General features: G+C 58.9%; 15 protein-coding genes. 5 read left to right on the top strand and 10 right to left on the bottom strand.

Annotated elements, in window-relative coordinates; all coding sequences use genetic code 11:
* Window positions 1-6: 6 nt before the first annotated feature.
* On the top strand, window positions 7-564 hold the full coding sequence (locus QFW87_RS02815) for a HupE/UreJ family protein (protein WP_283189758.1): 558 nt from the start codon (window positions 7-9) through the stop codon (window positions 562-564).
* 188 nt (window positions 565-752) lie between these two features.
* On the top strand, window positions 753-1,880 hold the full coding sequence (locus QFW87_RS02810) for an AGE family epimerase/isomerase (protein ID WP_283189757.1): 1,128 nt from the start codon (window positions 753-755) through the stop codon (window positions 1,878-1,880).
* Window positions 1,881-1,998: 118 nt separating this feature from the next.
* Here the strand turns inward: QFW87_RS02810 and QFW87_RS02805 are convergent, their stop codons facing one another.
* The 9 genes from QFW87_RS02805 to QFW87_RS02765 form a co-directional block, all read right to left on the bottom strand.
* Window positions 1,999-2,769 (bottom strand): SDR family oxidoreductase, encoded by a 771-nt coding sequence (locus QFW87_RS02805; protein ID WP_283182739.1) that lies wholly within the window; start codon window positions 2,767-2,769, stop codon window positions 1,999-2,001.
* Between the two features lie 144 nt (window positions 2,770-2,913).
* The gene (locus tag QFW87_RS02800) at window positions 2,914-3,282 is read right to left on the bottom strand and encodes a hypothetical protein (RefSeq protein ID WP_283182738.1); all 369 of its coding nucleotides are present in this window, start codon (window positions 3,280-3,282) and stop codon (window positions 2,914-2,916) included.
* Between the two features lie 235 nt (window positions 3,283-3,517).
* Window positions 3,518-4,234, bottom strand: a complete 717-nt coding sequence (locus QFW87_RS02795; protein ID WP_283182737.1) for an ABC transporter ATP-binding protein — start codon at window positions 4,232-4,234, stop codon at window positions 3,518-3,520.
* Window positions 4,231-5,106 carry an ATP-binding cassette domain-containing protein gene (locus QFW87_RS02790; RefSeq protein WP_283189756.1) on the bottom strand — a complete coding sequence of 292 codons (876 nt, stop codon included), beginning with the start codon at window positions 5,104-5,106 and terminating at the stop codon, window positions 4,231-4,233. The genes QFW87_RS02795 and QFW87_RS02790 overlap by 4 nt, the downstream gene beginning before the upstream one ends.
* Window positions 5,103-6,386 carry a high-affinity branched-chain amino acid ABC transporter permease LivM gene (gene livM, locus QFW87_RS02785; protein ID WP_283182735.1) on the bottom strand — a complete coding sequence of 428 codons (1,284 nt, stop codon included), beginning with the start codon at window positions 6,384-6,386 and terminating at the stop codon, window positions 5,103-5,105. Before livM ends, QFW87_RS02790 begins: the two co-directional genes overlap by 4 nt.
* 3 nt (window positions 6,387-6,389) lie before the next feature.
* Window positions 6,390-7,304 carry a branched-chain amino acid ABC transporter permease LivH gene (locus QFW87_RS02780; RefSeq protein WP_283182734.1) on the bottom strand — a complete coding sequence of 305 codons (915 nt, stop codon included), beginning with the start codon at window positions 7,302-7,304 and terminating at the stop codon, window positions 6,390-6,392.
* A gap of 168 nt (window positions 7,305-7,472) precedes the next feature.
* Window positions 7,473-8,606, bottom strand: a complete 1,134-nt coding sequence (locus QFW87_RS02775) for an ABC transporter substrate-binding protein (protein ID WP_283182733.1) — start codon at window positions 8,604-8,606, stop codon at window positions 7,473-7,475.
* A 363-nt stretch (window positions 8,607-8,969) separates the two neighbouring features.
* Window positions 8,970-10,253: an FAD-binding oxidoreductase gene (locus tag QFW87_RS02770; protein WP_008153371.1), complete on the bottom strand. Its 1,284-nt coding sequence runs from the start codon at window positions 10,251-10,253 to the stop codon at window positions 8,970-8,972.
* Between the two features lie 156 nt (window positions 10,254-10,409).
* Window positions 10,410-11,900 (bottom strand): aldehyde dehydrogenase family protein, encoded by a 1,491-nt coding sequence (locus QFW87_RS02765; protein ID WP_283189755.1) that lies wholly within the window; start codon window positions 11,898-11,900, stop codon window positions 10,410-10,412.
* A 174-nt stretch (window positions 11,901-12,074) separates the two neighbouring features.
* Between QFW87_RS02765 and QFW87_RS02760 the strand changes: the two genes are divergently transcribed.
* The 3 genes from QFW87_RS02760 to nadE all read left to right on the top strand — a co-directional run bounded on the left by QFW87_RS02760 (window position 12,075) and on the right by nadE (window position 15,280).
* Entirely contained in the window at window positions 12,075-12,983 is a 909-nt protein-coding gene (locus tag QFW87_RS02760) for a LysR substrate-binding domain-containing protein (RefSeq protein WP_283189754.1), read from the top strand.
* Between the two features lie 229 nt (window positions 12,984-13,212).
* Entirely contained in the window at window positions 13,213-14,448 is a 1,236-nt protein-coding gene (gene pncB / locus QFW87_RS02755; RefSeq protein ID WP_283182731.1) for a nicotinate phosphoribosyltransferase, read from the top strand.
* Between the two features lie 4 nt (window positions 14,449-14,452).
* Entirely contained in the window at window positions 14,453-15,280 is an 828-nt protein-coding gene (gene nadE / locus QFW87_RS02750) for an ammonia-dependent NAD(+) synthetase (RefSeq protein WP_283182730.1), read from the top strand.
* A gap of 64 nt (window positions 15,281-15,344) precedes the next feature.
* Here the strand turns inward: nadE and azu are convergent, their stop codons facing one another.
* Window positions 15,345-15,791, bottom strand: a complete 447-nt coding sequence (gene azu, locus QFW87_RS02745; protein WP_283182729.1) for an azurin — start codon at window positions 15,789-15,791, stop codon at window positions 15,345-15,347.
* Window positions 15,792-15,864: the final 73 nt, after the last annotated feature.

The raw sequence follows: 15,864 nt of genomic DNA, 5'->3' as shown, positions 1-15,864 counted from the left end.
TTATCCATGACACTTAAACGCATTCTGGGCGCCATGGCCCTGCTGCTGACCCCGGCCATCGCCTTCGCCCACCCGGGGCATGGCGACAACGGTTTGATCGCCGGCATCAGCCACCCGATCGGAGGCCTCGATCACTTGTTGGCAATGGTTGCGGTCGGCTTGTGGGCGGCACAACAGAAAGGCGCTGCACGCTGGGCGCTGCCGTGCACATTCGTCGGCATCATGCTGATCGGCGGGTTGCTGGGGTTTGAAGGGCTGAACCTGCCGGCGCTGGAGAGCGGGATTGCGGCGTCGGTGCTGGCGCTGGGTCTGGCGGTGGCTTTGGCCGTGCGTCCGCCGTTGAGCCTCGCCGTTGCGGCAACCGCTTTGTTTGCGCTGTTCCACGGGGTGGCGCACGGGCTGGAGTTGCCGCAGATGTCGAGCCCTTGGGCATATGCGGCGGGTTTTATAGCGGCGACGGCTGCCTTGCATGGATTGGGTTACGCCGTGGTGCGGGCGGCGCCGTTGGTTCGACTGGCGGGTGCGGCCTCAGCGGCGACTGGCGTGTGGTTGTTGGCGGGCTGACTTTCTATCGCCTGCGAGGGCCTCATCGCGAGCAGGTCGAATCGTCGCACCGTCGCTCCCACATTTGTTCTGTGTGCACAGCTCCACTGTGGGAGCGAGCCTGCTCGCGAAGGCGGTCTGACAGACACCGTATCTCTCAGGCCTGATAACATGTCGCGCAATCAACCCTGCCGTGACGACGCCAGCCAATGCCGCCTGTTTCCCGCTCCGCCTCCCAGCCTGAATTGACCGCTCTGTTTGCCTCAGTGCAACAGCACTTCCAGGACGTGATCGTGCCGCTCTGGCAAGGTCCCGGCTGGAATGCCGACATGGCGCTGCCCTATGAGGCGCTGGACGCCGAGCACCAACCGCTGCCGCCCCAACGCTATCGCGCCATGGCCTGCGCGCGGCAGCTTTACCTGTTTTCCAGCCTGATCGGCCAGGTACCGGCCGCCGAAGAGCGCGCCGCAGCGCTGTTCCGTTCCCTGCAGCAGCATTTCCACGATGCCGAGCATGGCGGCTGGTTCTATAGCGTTGACCCTCAGGGTGCGCCCCTGGATCAGCGCAAAGACCTCTACACCCACGCTTTCATCCTGTTCGCCTGCGCCCATTACTGGGACAAAGTTCGCGAACCGCTGGTGGAATCGGTGCTCAACGCCGTACTGGAAGTGGTCGCGCAGCGCTTCGCCACGGGCGACGGCCTGTACGAAGCCAACCTCGACCGTGACGGGTCCTCGCTCGAGTCCGGGCCGCTGCAAAATCCCCTGATGCACTTGGCCGAAGCCTTCCTCGCCACGCTGTCGGTGCGCGAAGACGTCGCCGTGCAAGACGCGCTCGTCGAGTTATGCACAGCCATGCAGAAGCGTTTTATCGACCCGCAACACGGTGTGTTGATGGAGAAACCGCTGGGCGCTGTGGATAACTGGTTTGAACCGGGGCACCAGTTCGAGTGGTATTTCCTGCTGGAATCGTCTTCGTTGCTGCGCGGTTCGACACTCCACGCCTCTCTGGAACGCGCCTTTGCGTTCACCGAACAGCTGGGTGTCGATCCGCAAACCGCCGCAGTGCGGGCGTCGCTCGATCTGGATGGCCGTCCCAAGGATGCCACCCAACGCATATGGGCCCAGGCTGAATACCTGCGCGCTCTGACCTTGCGTCCGAACAGCGAAGGTTCGGTACAACGCCAATTGCAGGCGTTGCAGCAACACTTTCTGCATGTGGGCGGATGGTATGAGTGTCGGGATGAGAATGGCGATGTCAGTCGCAATGACATGCCTTCGACGACGCCTTATCACTTGGCAACCTGCTATCGCGGATTAGCCGATTATCTGCGCTGACTGACACATAGCTATCGCGAGCAAGCTCGCTCCAACAGGGTTTGTGTCGTTCGCGAAATGGGCATTCAACACAAAACCTGTGGGAGCGTGGCTTGCCCGCGATGGCCGTTACGCGGACTTAAACCTTGCCAGCATTACGCTCAATCGCAAACCCGCTCCACGTCTGGCTCACCGGCATCAGCTCCAGGCTGTTGATGTTGATGTGCGCCGGGGCATTGAGCACCCAGAAAATGGTGTCGGCGATGTCTTGCGGCTGGATCGGCTCAGCACCGGCGTAGGTCGCGTTGTAACGCTCCTGGTCACCGGCAAAACGCACCAGTGAGAACTCGCTTTCGCATAAGCCCGGCTCGATATTGCTGACCCGCACGCCCGTACCTTGCAGGTCGCAGCGCAAGTTCAGGGAGAACTGTTTAACGAACGCTTTGCTCGCGCCATACACATGGCTGCCCGGGTACGGGTAGTTGCCGGCGATGGAGCCGAGGTTGACGATGCCGGCGCCACGACCGTGAGCGATCAGGCGGGGCAACAACAGACGCGTGCTGTACATCAGGCCTTTGATGTTGGTGTCGACCATGGTGTCCCAATCGTCGAGGTCGCACTTGGGCGCCGGGTCAACACCCAGGGCCAGCCCGGCGTTGTTGATCAGCCCGCGCAGTTTGGCGAAGGACGGCGGCAGGTTGGCAATCGCCTCCTCCATGGCCTTGCGATCACGCACGTCGAGCACCAGGCCGTGGACCTCGGTCTGCTTCGACAACTCGGCGCACAGCGCATTGAGGCGCTCTTCACGACGGCCGGTCAGCACCAGTTTCCAGCCGGCTTCGGCAAAACGACGGGCGCAGGCTTCACCAAAACCGGAGGTCGCGCCGGTAATAAACAGGGTGTTGGACATCGTGTTCTCCTTGCTTCGGCTGATCGTTAGCCACTGGAATAGAAAATCAGCAGCCAGCATGCCCGGCCTTGCCCACAGCGGCAACTACCGCAGAAGCTGTACAAAAAACGTCCAACCGTTGCCACGCCTTGCCCGCCGTGGCTTTCAGCCATGTGCGCGCACCTTATCCACAGGTCGGTCCACAGTTTCCGGGGGCAAGTGGAAAAGCTGTAAGCCGCTGTGCACAAGGCTTTGCGGGCAAATTGGAAATTTTTTTGCTTGACCCTGGAACGTCGGCTGTGTAGCCCATGGCATTTTGCACGATTGACCGGTCATGCCGACGATGGCGCCAAGCCAGTAACTACGGCCTTCAGCCGAGTCTTTCCAGAGTTTAACCACAGACTTATCCACAGGCAGCTCTACCCTGTTTTGGCCCGTTTTCGTCATCAACAAAAAGGTTGACAAAGCCCGCTCGCGGTCCCGCAAAAACGCCTGATCAAAAAACAACCACAACTCTGCAAGCCACGTTTTCAAAGGCTTTCAGCCAGCTACTCCCACGTTATTCACAGCCAGCTCCACAGCAAACGGGGACAAGTCAAAACCGTGACAAAACAACTATTTGCAGCGGCTTTATGTCGCGGTTTGAGAGCTTGTGAATATTGTTTTCCACAATTTCCAGAAAGCTCACTCCCACAGGGATTAGTGGTGTTTTGGAGGTGTAAAAAAGCCCCGGCGATTGCTCGTCGGGGCTTGTTGTTGCAGCGCAGACTCAGTGGCCGCCGAGATAGGCGTTGCGCACTTCCTCGTTAACCAGCAGCTCCTTGCCGGTGCCCGTGAGGCGGATCTCGCCGTTGACCATCACGTACGCCCGGTCCGACAGTTTGAGGGCGTGGTTGGCGTTCTGCTCCACCAGGAAGATGGTCATGCCGGTTTTCGCCAGTTCCCGCAGAGTCGCGAAGATCTGTTTCACCACAATCGGTGCCAGCCCCAGGCTCGGCTCATCGAGCAACAGCAATTTTGGACGGCTCATCAGCGCACGGGCGATGGCGAGCATTTGCTGTTCGCCGCCGGACATGGTCATGGCCCGCTGGGTACGTCGCTCCTTGAGCCGCGGAAACAGCTCGAACATGCGCTGCATGTCCTCGGTGGCGTACTTGTCACCGATAGGGATGGTACCCATCAACAGGTTTTCCTCGACGGTCATGTCGGGGAATACCCGCCGGCCTTCCGGCGATTGAGCGATACCGTGGGAGGCGATGTAGTGGGATGACTTGTGAGTGATATCCACACCCTGATAGATGATCTGCCCGTCCGCCGCCCGCGGCTGACCGAAAATCGACATCAGCAGGGTAGATTTTCCGGCACCGTTGGAGCCGATCAGGCTGACGGTTTCACCTTCATTGATGTGCAGCGAGACTTTCTTCAGGGCCTGGATCGGCCCGTAAAACACGTCCAGTTCCTTGAGTTCGAGGATGGGTTGGCTCATAGCACCACTTCCTCTTCATCGGCGCCCAGATAGGCCGCAATCACTTTCGGATCGCGGCGTATATCGTCGGGGCCGCCCTCGGCGATGACGATACCGTGGTCCAGCACCACGATGTGGTCAGAAATGCTCATTACCATGCCCATGTCGTGTTCGATCAGCACCACGGTCAGATCGTGCTCGTCGCGCAGCAGCCGGATCATCGCGCTCAGCGCTTCGGTTTCCTGAGGGTTGAGGCCAGCGGCCGGTTCGTCGAGGCAGATGATCTGCGGACGGGTACACATGGCCCGGGCGATTTCCAGACGGCGTTGCTGCCCGTAGGACAGTTCACCGGCCAGACGGTTGGCGCAGTCCACCAGGTCGACGACTTCCAGCCAGTAGAAGGCGTGGTCCAACGCATCGCTTTCGGCCTTGCGGTAGCCCTTGGTGTTGAGGATACCGGCCAGCAGGTTGCGGTTGACCCACATGTGTTGGGCCACCAGCAGGTTTTCCAGCACCGACATTTCCTTGAACAGGCGAATGTTCTGGAACGTCCGCGCCAGGCCGGCCCGGTTCACCAGATGGGTGCCGCCGAACATTTTGTAGTACATCCGGCTGGCGAAAGATTTCGGCGAGACGAAATCGGTCGGTTTGAACGATTCACCCAGCAGCTTGATGACATTGGTCTCCTCGCCGCGAATGTTGAGTTCGATTTTGCCGCCGGAGGCTTTGTAGAACCCGGTCAGACAGTTGAACACCGTGGTCTTGCCGGCGCCGTTGGGGCCGATCAGGGCGAAAATCGAATTGCGGTGCACCTTCAGGCTGACATCACTCAGCGCCTTGATGCCACCGAAGTGCATCATCAGCTTCTCGACCGAGAGTACGACTTCGCTCATGGCGCTACTCCTTTACGCGGGGTCACACCGGTACGGCTGATCCGAATCAGGCCGCGCGGTCGCCAGATCATCATCAACACCATCAGGATGCCGAACAGCAGCACGCGATATTCCGCGAAACCCCGCAACAGTTCCGGGGCGACGGTCAGCACGAAGGCCGCAATCACCACGCCGATGGTCGAGCCCATACCGCCGAGTACCACGATGGCGAGGATCAATGCCGATTCGAAGAAGGTGAACGAGGTCGGGTTGACGAAGCCTTGGTAGGTGGCGAAGAACACACCGGCCAGACCGGCCGTCGATGCACCGATGGTGAACGCCGAGAGTTTGACCAGTACATGGTTCAGGCCCATAGAGCGGCAAGCGATTTCGTCTTCACGCAAGGCTTCCCAGGCGCGGCCGACCGGCATGCGGGTCAAGCGGTGCTTGACGTACAGCACGGCCAGCACCACCAGGAACAACACCGCGTAGATGAAGAAGTACTTCACGTCCGGGTTATAGGCGATGCCGAAAAACTCATGAAACGGCACCCCGCCCTCTTTAGCCCTTTTGCCGAACTCGATGCCGAAGAAGGTTGGCAACGGAGCGGCCATACCATTCGGGCCGCCGGTCAGGGACAGCCAGTTATTGAGGATCAACCGGATGATTTCACCGAAGCCCAGGGTCACGATTGCCAGGTAGTCACCGTGCAGGCGCAACACCGGAAAACCGAGAATGCAGCCGGCAAGGCCAGCGATGATCGCCGCCAGCGGCAGCACCGTCCAGAAGCCCAAGCCAAGGTATTGGTAACCGAGCGCCAACCCATAAGCACCGATGGCGTAGAACGCCACGTAACCCAGGTCGAGCAGGCCAGCCAGACCGACCACGATGTTCAGCCCCAGGCCCAGCAGCACGTAGATCAGCCCGAGGATGACCACGCCCAGCAGGTAGGAGTTGGAGAAAAACGGGAACACCACGGCTACGACGATCAACACCGGAATGATCCAGCGCAACCGGGATTTATAGTCAGGCGGCAATACATGCACCCCGGAACCGGTGCTTTCAAAGCCTTCGAGAATTCTCAGGCCCTTGGGGGTTTGCAGGAACAGGCTCAGGGCGAAGCGGCCCGCCATGACGATGGCGACAATCAACGCCACACGGGTCGTTTCCAGGTTGAAGCCATAGCCATCGAGGACCACGCCGACAATCGGGCCGAACACAATCAGGGCGACAAGGCCGGCAAGAATCGCGTCAACCAGGCTTCTTTTGAGATCAATGGTTTTTTTAGTGGTTGAAGACATCGCTTACACCTTCGACACAAGAGGACGGCCGAGCAGGCCTTGGGGCCGAAAGACCAGAACGAGAACGAGCAGCGAGAAGCTGAAAACGTCTTTGTAGTCCGAGTTCACCAGACCTGAGAACAACGACTCGGAAATCCCGAGAATGATCCCGCCGAGCATCGCACCGGGTAGCGAGCCAATCCCGCCGAGTACCGCTGCGGTGAACGCTTTGATCCCGATGATGAAGCCGGCGTAAAAGTCGAACGTGCCGTAGTTCATGGTGATCAGCACGCCGGCCAGGGCCGCCATCGCTGCACCGATGATGAACACGTAGGAAATCACCCGATCGGTGTTGATCCCCAGAATCGAGGCCATCTTGCGATCTTGCTGGGTAGCGCGGCACATGCGGCCGAGCTTGGTGTACTTGATGACGTAGGTCAGCAGGGCCATCCCGGCAAACGCTGCGACCAGAATGAAGATCTTGGTGTAGGTCAACTGCACAAAACCTGTACCGATTTCGACGCGCCAGGCACCCGTGAGCAAGGTCGGAACCCCTTGTTGCTTCGCGCCTTGAGCGATCTGTGCATAGTTTTGCAGGATCAGTGAAATGCCGATGGCGCTGATCAGCGGTGCCAGTCGGGTGGAGTTACGCAGGGGTTTATAGGCAACCCGTTCGATGACCCAGCCATACACCGCCGTGACGATGATGGTGAAGATCAGTGTGCCAAGCATCAGCAGAGGGAAGGATTCAATACCGAAGTATGCCAGCAGAGCCAGACTGATCGCCGCGAGGTAAGCGGAAATCATGTAAACCTCGCCGTGGGCGAAGTTGATCATGCCGATGATGCCATAGACCATTGTGTAGCCGATGGCGATCAGGCCATAGACCGACCCGAGGGTCAGGCCGTTGACCAGTTGCTGCAGGAAAATACCATCCATAACGCAATCTCACGCATTTGAGAGACTGCACAGAAGCCGGGTACGACGGACCGGGGTTCAGCCGCCGGCGTAACACGGTTGTGTGCAGCTCTACGAGAAAAGACAGGTACTGCACGGACATGTTGATTGATTGCCCGGCGCAAGGCGCCGGGCAATCAGCTGTTCATATCACTTCTGTTTTTCCAGTTGGTGGTATTTGCCGTCCTTGTCCCACTGGTAAACCACGTAGTCGGAGACTTTCAGGTCGCCCTTGGAATCCCAGGCCTTCTCGCCCATCACGGTTTTGACCGTGTTGGCTTTCAGCCATTTGGCAGCTTCTTCGCCTTTGTTGGACTTGGCGCCATTGAAGGCAGCTGCCAGGGTCTGAACCGAAGCGTAGGCGTACAGGGTGTAGCCTTCAGGCTCGGTACCGGCTTTACGGAACGCGTCAACCACGGTCTTGCTGTCTGGCAGCATGCGCGGGTCAGCGCCGAAGGTCATCAGTACGCCGTCGACGAATTGCGGGCCACCAGCGGTGGTCACCAGTTCGTCGGTTACGATGCCGTCGTCGGACATGAACTTGACGTCTTTGAGGCCTTGCTCACGCAGTTGGCGAACCAGAGGACCGGCTTCCGGGTGCAGACCACCGAAGTAGACGATGTCGGCGCCAGCGCCGCGGATTTTGGTGACGATGGTGCTGAAATCTTTCTCGCCACGGGTCAGGCCTTCATACAGCACCGGTTTCACACCGCGTTTTTCCAGCTGGGCCTTGGTAGCGTCCGCCAGGCCTTGACCGTAGGTGTCCTTGTCGTGCAGGACCACGACTTTCTTGCCCTTGAGCACGTCGACGATGTAGTCGCCGGCCACGATGCCTTGCTGGTCGTCACGCCCGCACATACGGAACATGGCACTCAGGCCGCGCTCGGTAACAGCCGGGTTGGTGGAGCCAGGAGTGATCGCGATGATGCCCGCTTCGTCGTAGATCTCCGAAGCCGGGATGGTCGAGGAGGAGCAGAAGTGACCGACTACGCCAGCGACTTTCTGGTTGGTCAGGTCCTTGGCGACCGTCACAGCCTGTTTCGGTTCGCAGGCGTCATCGCCCTTGACCAGTACGATTTTTTCCCCGTTTACGCCGCCCGCTGCGTTGACCGCATCGGCCGCAGCCTGTGCACCCTTCATGTACTGTTCGCCAAATGCCGCGTTGGCGCCTGTCATTGGTCCCGCCACACCGATTTTCACATCAGCCTGTGCAAACGCAGAAACACCCAACGCAGTTGCCACTGCGAGGGCCAAAAAGCCTTTTTTGTAAAACGTCTGGGACATGAGGTGGTGCTCCAAGGTTTTTTTTAGTTAGCACTGCGACTTCCTGAATGCTCAGAGCAAGGGCCGTGCCATCGGTTTTTTATTCTGAAAAAAGTCGCTGCTTTATTGTTATTTCGACTGTTTCGATCCCATTTTCATTGGGCGTGCAACCGTCTAAACCGCGGAAGGTGAAACCATTTATTTTTAAAGGCGCAACCCTAGCGCGCCATCATTGCAACCGCGGCGCCAAACGACGTGCAACCAGCCTGTAACAACGTGCGTCACCGAAGTGCACACTGCTGGTGCGCAACTGCTACAACCCGCACCTTTTACAGGCTAGTCGCTGCGCGAAAAAGCGCCGCTTTCAGCAACAAATTTCAACAATCAAATAACGATCCGCAGGCACTGGCCTGCGTGATACAGCGAGAATCCGGCCTCGTACAGACAGCTGCGCAATCCCACGCCCGCCAATGGCTGCATGGGCGCAAAGGGAATCGGCAGTGCTTGAGGATTTCCGTTACACAGATAATCGGCAAAGGCTTTGCCGACGACTGTGCCGGTAGTGACGCCCCGGCCGTTGTAACCGGTGACTGCCACCAAACCGGGCGCCGGCTCGAACAAACGCATCAAATGATCGGGGGTGAAGGCGATGCAACCGGTCCAGGTACATTCCCATTCCACCGGTTTGAGATAAGGAAAGTAGTGCTGCTGAACCCGGTCGGCCCAGGCTTTGAGGAACCAGGTCGGCTTCTGATTGCCATTACCGAGACTGCCGAGCAGCAGACGGCCATCCTTATCGCGACGAACACTGCTGAGGACCTGGCGGGTGTCCCAGGAACCCTGGCCACCCGGGAGAATTTGCTGCGCAGCCTCTTCGGTCAGCGGGACCGACGCCACTTGATAGTAATAACCGGGGAAGAAGTTACGCCGCAATTCCGTCCAGTCACCTTCGGTGTAGGCGTTAGAAGCAATCACGACTTGCTCGGCAAGCACTGAACCCTGAGCGGTTTGTACCGACCAGCGCTGGCCCTGACGTTCGAGTCGGGTCACCGGGGAATGATCGAACAACTGACCGCCGAGACCGATGGCCGCTTTGGCCAGCCCCGTCGTGTAAGCCATTGGGTTGATCGTGCCGGCACGTCGATCGAGCAGCGCAGCGGCGATCTTTTTGGTACCCGTCGCTTGTTCGCAGGCTTGACCGGTCAGCAGTTCAACCGGCGCGCCGCGACGTTTCCATTGTTCTTCACGACTGCGCAAGTCCGCTTCGCCACGGGCGTTGTGCGCCATGTGCAATGTGCCTTCACGGCGTAACTGGCAATCGATGTTGTACTTATCCACAAGGCTGAACACCAGGGACGGTGCTGCACCGAGCATGCGATTAAGCTGACTGCCGACCGCCTCGCCAAACCCAGCTTCGATCTCGTCCGGTGGAATCCACATTCCGGCATTGACCAGCCCGACATTGCGCCCCGATCCGCCATGACCGGCGCGATGGGCCTCCAGTACACAGACGCTTTTGCCTTTTTCCAGCAGATGCACCGCCGCCGACAGACCGGTGAAACCGGCGCCGATGACGCAGACATCCACCGTCACCTCGCCCTTGAGCGCCGCGTTGTCAGGCCTTTGCGGCGTCAGTTTTTCCCACAGACACTCTTCGCGTAACGGCATTGCCAGACTCCAACAGAAACCTAACCAACACACCATTTACCTGTGGGAGCGGGCTTGCTCGCGAAAGCGGCCTGTCAGTCACCATCAATGTCGACTGACAGATTGCATTCGCGAGCAAGCCCGCTCCCACAGGGGGATCACTGTTCGACTCGAGATTTAGTCGAACGTAATGCCCTGAGCCAACGGTAACTCCAGCGAATAGTTCACGGTGTTGGTCTGACGGCGCATGTAGCCGCGCCATGCATCGGAACCAGATTCACGACCACCGCCCGTTTCTTTTTCACCGCCAAACGCCCCGCCGATTTCCGCGCCGCTCGGGCCGATGTTGACGTTAGCGATGCCGCAGTCACTGCCCACCGCCGACATGAACTGTTCGGCTTCACGTACGTCAGTGGTGAAGATGCACGAGGACAAGCCTTGTGGCACGGCGTTGTTCAGGCGCAGCGCTTCGGCGAAATCCTTGTAACCGACCACGTACAGAATCGGTGCGAAGGTTTCGCTGCAAACCACGTCGCTCTGCTCCGGCATTTCGACGATGGCCGGCGAGACGTAATAAGCGTTAGGGAATTTGTCTTCCAGCTGGCGCTTGCCGCCAAACACCCGGCCGCCTTCGCTCAAGGCCTGCTCAAGCGCATCCTGCATGTTTTCGAAGCTGTGCTTGTCGATCAGCGGACCAATCAGATTGCCTTCCAGTGGATTGCCAATGCGCACTTTGGAGTAAGCGGCTTTCAGGCGGGTGACGATTTCTTCTTTCACCGATTCATGGGCAATCAGGCGACGCAACGTGGTGCAACGCTGACCGGCAGTGCCGACGGCGCTGAACAGGATGGCTCGTACGGCCATGTCCAGGTCGGCGCTTGGGCCGAGGATCATTGCGTTGTTGCCGCCCAGTTCCAGAATGCTGCGAGCGAAACGTGCGGCGATTTTCGGTGCCACTTCGCGGCCCATGCGGGTGCTGCCGGTGGCGCTGATCAGCGCGACACGCGGGTCATCGACCAGGGCTTCGCCGGCATCACGGCCGCCGATGATCACTTGGCTCAGGTGCGGAGGCGCGTCGCTGAAGTTCTTCAATACGCGGTCGAACAGCGCCTGACAGGCCAGTGCGGTCAGCGGAGTTTTCTCCGACGGTTTCCAGATCGCCGGGTTGCCGCAGACCAGCGCCAGCGCGGTGTTCCAGGCCCAGACCGCCACCGGGAAGTTGAACGCGCTGATGACGCCAACGACGCCCAGCGGGTGCCAGGTTTCGCGCATGTGGTGGCCAGGACGCTCGGAAGCGATGGTCAAACCGTACAGCTGACGGGACAGGCCGACGGCGAAATCGCAGATGTCGATCATTTCCTGAACTTCACCCAGACCTTCCTGAGTGATCTTGCCGGCTTCCCAGGACACCAGCTCGCCGAGGTCGGCCTTGTATTCACGCAAGATATCGCCCAGTTGGCGGACCAGTTCGCCACGGCGCGGGGCCGGGACCTTGCGCCACAATTCGAACGCATGATCTGCACGACTGATGTGCTGCTCGACTTCAGCGGCGCCTTCCCAGTTCACGGCGGCGATCTGGCTGCCATCGATCGGCGAATGCACCGGCACTTTGCCGTTCTGGTACAGGGCCGGGTTCACACCAAGACGATCAAGCAATGCGGCAACCATGGGTCACTCCTCAAGCGAAAAACAGAAAACGTGCAGCCGGATTGATTCGGCTGGTGAGGCCTGTAGTTTTAGCGCTCCGGAGGTTACCCAACAAACGACCTTTAAGAGAGATATCATTCCGTTTATTCATGCTGCGAATTGCTGGTAAGAAAGAAACAAGCAAAAGGACAACCAATGCTGAATAAACGCTACTTGCCGTCGATCACCGCGCTGCAGTGTTTTGAGGCCGTAACCCGGCATTTGAGCTTCACCCGGGCGGCTGAAGAGCTGAACCTGACCCAGAGCGCTGTCAGCAAACAGGTCGCGCAACTCGAAGAATTGCTGCAGCACCTGTTGTTCCGCCGGGTTCGCCGACGCCTGCAAATGACCCCGGCCGGTGACTTGTACCTGGTGGAGGTAAGAAAAATCCTCACGCAGGTCGAGATGTCGACCCACTACCTGCGCTCCTACGGCGGTGAAACTGAAGTCCTGCGCGTCTCGACGCCTCCAACCTTCGGCGCGCGCTGGCTAGTGCCACGTTTGAAAGGCTGGCGCCTGCGCCATCCCTCGATCCATCTGGACCTGTGCAGCGAGCAGGAAGCCGACGATCTGCTGCAAGGTCGCAGCGACCTGGCGTTTTATTTCGGCCAAGGCTCACGACCCGGCACTGAATGCCTGAAGCTGTTCGGCGAAGAGCTGGTGCCAGTCTGCGCACCGGGCAGTCTGCCGGACACGCCGTTCACCGATCCTACGCAACTCACCGACCTGGTCCTGCTGCAAAACGCCTCCCGGCCCCAAGCCTGGCACGACTGGTTCGACAGTCAGGGCTACCACACCGAACACAGCTACCACGGCCCGCGTTTCGAAACCTTTTACATGTGCATCCGTGCGGCCCAGGTCGGTTGTGGTGTGGCGCTGTTGCCGCGGTTTCTGGTGGAAGAGGAATTGGCCGACGGCAAACTGGTCATACCCTGGCAGCACGCGATGCCGAGCACCGATGCCTATTACCTGGCGTATCCGGAGCATTCGGCGGAAGTGCCGAAGGTGCGGGATTTTGTGAAGTGGATGCTGGAGCAACTAAATCATCCAACACCTAACGACTAACCCCCTGTAGGAGCTGTCGAGTGAAACGAGGCTGCGATCTTTTGATCTGGCTGTTTAAAAGCAAAATCAAAAGATCGCAGCCTCGCTTCACTCGACAGCTCCTACACAGTGACTCGTCGATACAAAAATTGCTGGCAATACCCTGCGCGGATATGCGCCACTAGCCCCATTCATTGAAACAGCTGCAACGTCGCTGCCACGGGCTGCGGCCAGCCTGGAGAACCCCGTTATGAGCGAGAGCGTGTTTGGCGATCGCATCGTGCAGAACCTGCTCGACACCGACTTCTACAAACTGACGATGATGCAGGCGGTGCTGCACAACTACCCGAACGTGGAAGTCGAATGGGAGTTTCGTTGCCGTAACAGTGAAGATTTGCGCCCGTACTTGGCGGAAATCCGCTTCCAGATTGAGCGCCTTGCCGAGTTGAGCCTGAGCGCTGACCAGTTGAGTTTCATGGAGCGCATCAGCTTTATGAAACCGGATTTTCTGCGCTTTCTCGGGTTGTTCCGCTTCAATTTGCGCTACATCCACACCGGTATCGAAAACGGCGAGCTGTTCATCCGCCTGCGCGGGCCATGGCTGCACGTGATCTTGTTCGAGGTGCCGCTGCTGTCCATCGTCAGCGAAGTGCGCAACCGCTATCGCTACCGCGAGATCGTCCTGGAGCAGGCGCGCGAGCAGCTCTACCGTAAGTTCGACTGGCTCACCGCCAACGCCAGCGCGGAGGAATTGTCTGAATTGCAGGTCGCCGATTTCGGTACTCGCCGTCGCTTCTCGTACCGCGTGCAGGAAGAAGTGGTGAACGTGCTCAAGCACGATTTCCCCGGTCGTTTTGTCGGCACCAGCAACGTGCACCTTTCACGTGAGCTGGACATGAAGCCGTTGGGCACCATGGCCCACGAATGGATCATGGCCCACCAACAACTCGGCCCGCGGCTGATCGACAGTCAGATTGCCGCCCTCGATTGCTGGGTCCGCGAGTACCGTGGCCTGTTGGGGATCGCCCTCACCGACTGCATCACCACCGATGCCTTTCTCAGCGATTTCGACCTGTACTTCGCCAAGCTGTTTGACGGCCTGCGCCATGATTCCGGTGATCCGGTACTCTGGGCGGAAAAGGCCATCGCTCACTATCACAAGCTCGGCATCGACCCGATGAGCAAGACGCTGGTGTTCTCCGACAGCCTGACGCTGCCCAAGTCTCTGGAAATATTCCGGGCGTTGCGCGGTCGGATCAATGTCAGCTTTGGCATCGGCACCAACCTGACGTGCGATATTCCGGGTGTCGAACCGATGAGCATCGTGCTTAAAATGGCCGCCTGCAACGGCCAGCCGGTGGCAAAGATCTCCGATGAGCCTGGCAAGACTCACTGCAAAGACCCGAATTTCGTCGCCTATTTGCGACACGTTTTCAAAGTACCTGCCGCCCTTTCCAGTACATCAAGCACATCTAGCAAGGAGTGAATTCATGCAAGCCGAACAGCGTGAGATTGCTGAACAGCTCAAGGTCCAGCCGCCGTTCGCCGACCAGGCCGCCCTCGAGGCTGAAGTCGCCCGGCGGATTACCTTCATCCAGGACTGCCTGGTCAATTCCGGGCTCAAGAGCCTGGTACTCGGCATCAGCGGCGGCGTCGATTCCCTGACCGCCGGCCTGCTGGCCCAGCGTGCCATGCGCGAACTGCGCACCCGCACAGGCGACGACAGCTACAAGTTCATCGCCGTGCGCCTGCCGTACGAAACCCAGTTCGACGAACACGACGCCCAGGCATCGGTGGATTTCATCGCCCCGGACGAGCGCCACACCGTGAACATCGGCCCGGCAGTCAAATCCCTGGCCAGTGAAGTCGCAGCCTTCGAAGGCAAGCACGCGGTCTCGGTGGATTTCGTGCTGGGCAACACCAAGGCTCGGATGCGCATGGTGGCCCAATACACCATCGCCGGCGCGGCCCATGGCCTGGTGATCGGCACTGACCACGCGGCGGAAGCGGTGATGGGTTTCTTCACCAAGTTTGGTGACGGCGCTTGCGACCTGGCGCCACTGAGCGGTCTGGTGAAAAACCAGGTCCGGGACATCGCCCGCAGCTTCGGCGCGCCGGAGTCGCTGGTGGAAAAGATCCCGACGGCCGACCTTGAAGACCTGTCGCCCGGCAAGCCGGACGAAGCGTCCCACGGCGTGACCTACGCCGAGATCGACGCGTTTTTGCATGGCGAGCCGGTGCGTGAGGAAGCGTTCAAGATCATTTGTGAAACGTATAAAAAGACTCATCACAAGCGAGTGATGCCGTTTGCGCCTTGATTGAGCGAACAGACAGGCACAAAAAAAGCGTCCGGTGGACGCTTTTTTTATGAGCTCGATTCGATTACTTCAGGGTAACCGTGCCTTTCATCATCGAGATGTGGCCAGGGAACGAGCAGAAGAAGCCGTACTTCTCGCCAGCATCGAGCTTCGACACGTCGAAGGTCACCGAGTCGGTTTCCTTGGCGCCAATGATTTTGGTGTGGGCGATGATGCGCGCGTCGCCTTCCGGCAAATAGTTCTTGTCGATGCCAGCGGCCAAGCCAGCGGTAGCGATTGGCTGCATATCAGCCTCTTTACTCAGCACCCAGTTGTGACCCATGACGTTTTTTGGCAGGTTGCCGGAGTGTTTCAGCTCCACGGTGAACGTCTTGCAGCTTTTGTCGATTTCAATGGCCTTGGTATCGAAGGACATTTGATCAGTCGAGTCGACAGTGACCTTGCATTCGGCAGCCATCAATTGGCTGCTGGCCAGTGTCAGCAGGGATACCGCAACAAGTTTGGCAAACATGGTGAATCTCCAAGGCAGGGTTAACAAAAGTGCTAATGGACAGAAGACTGCCTGAAAACGTCGCAAGTTCCTA

It is taken from the genome of Pseudomonas sp. PMCC200344 (genome assembly GCF_030053095.1).
In the GTDB taxonomy this organism is placed as follows: domain Bacteria; phylum Pseudomonadota; class Gammaproteobacteria; order Pseudomonadales; family Pseudomonadaceae; genus Aquipseudomonas; species Aquipseudomonas svalbardensis.
This window is presented reverse-complemented; position numbering and strand designations above follow the sequence as displayed.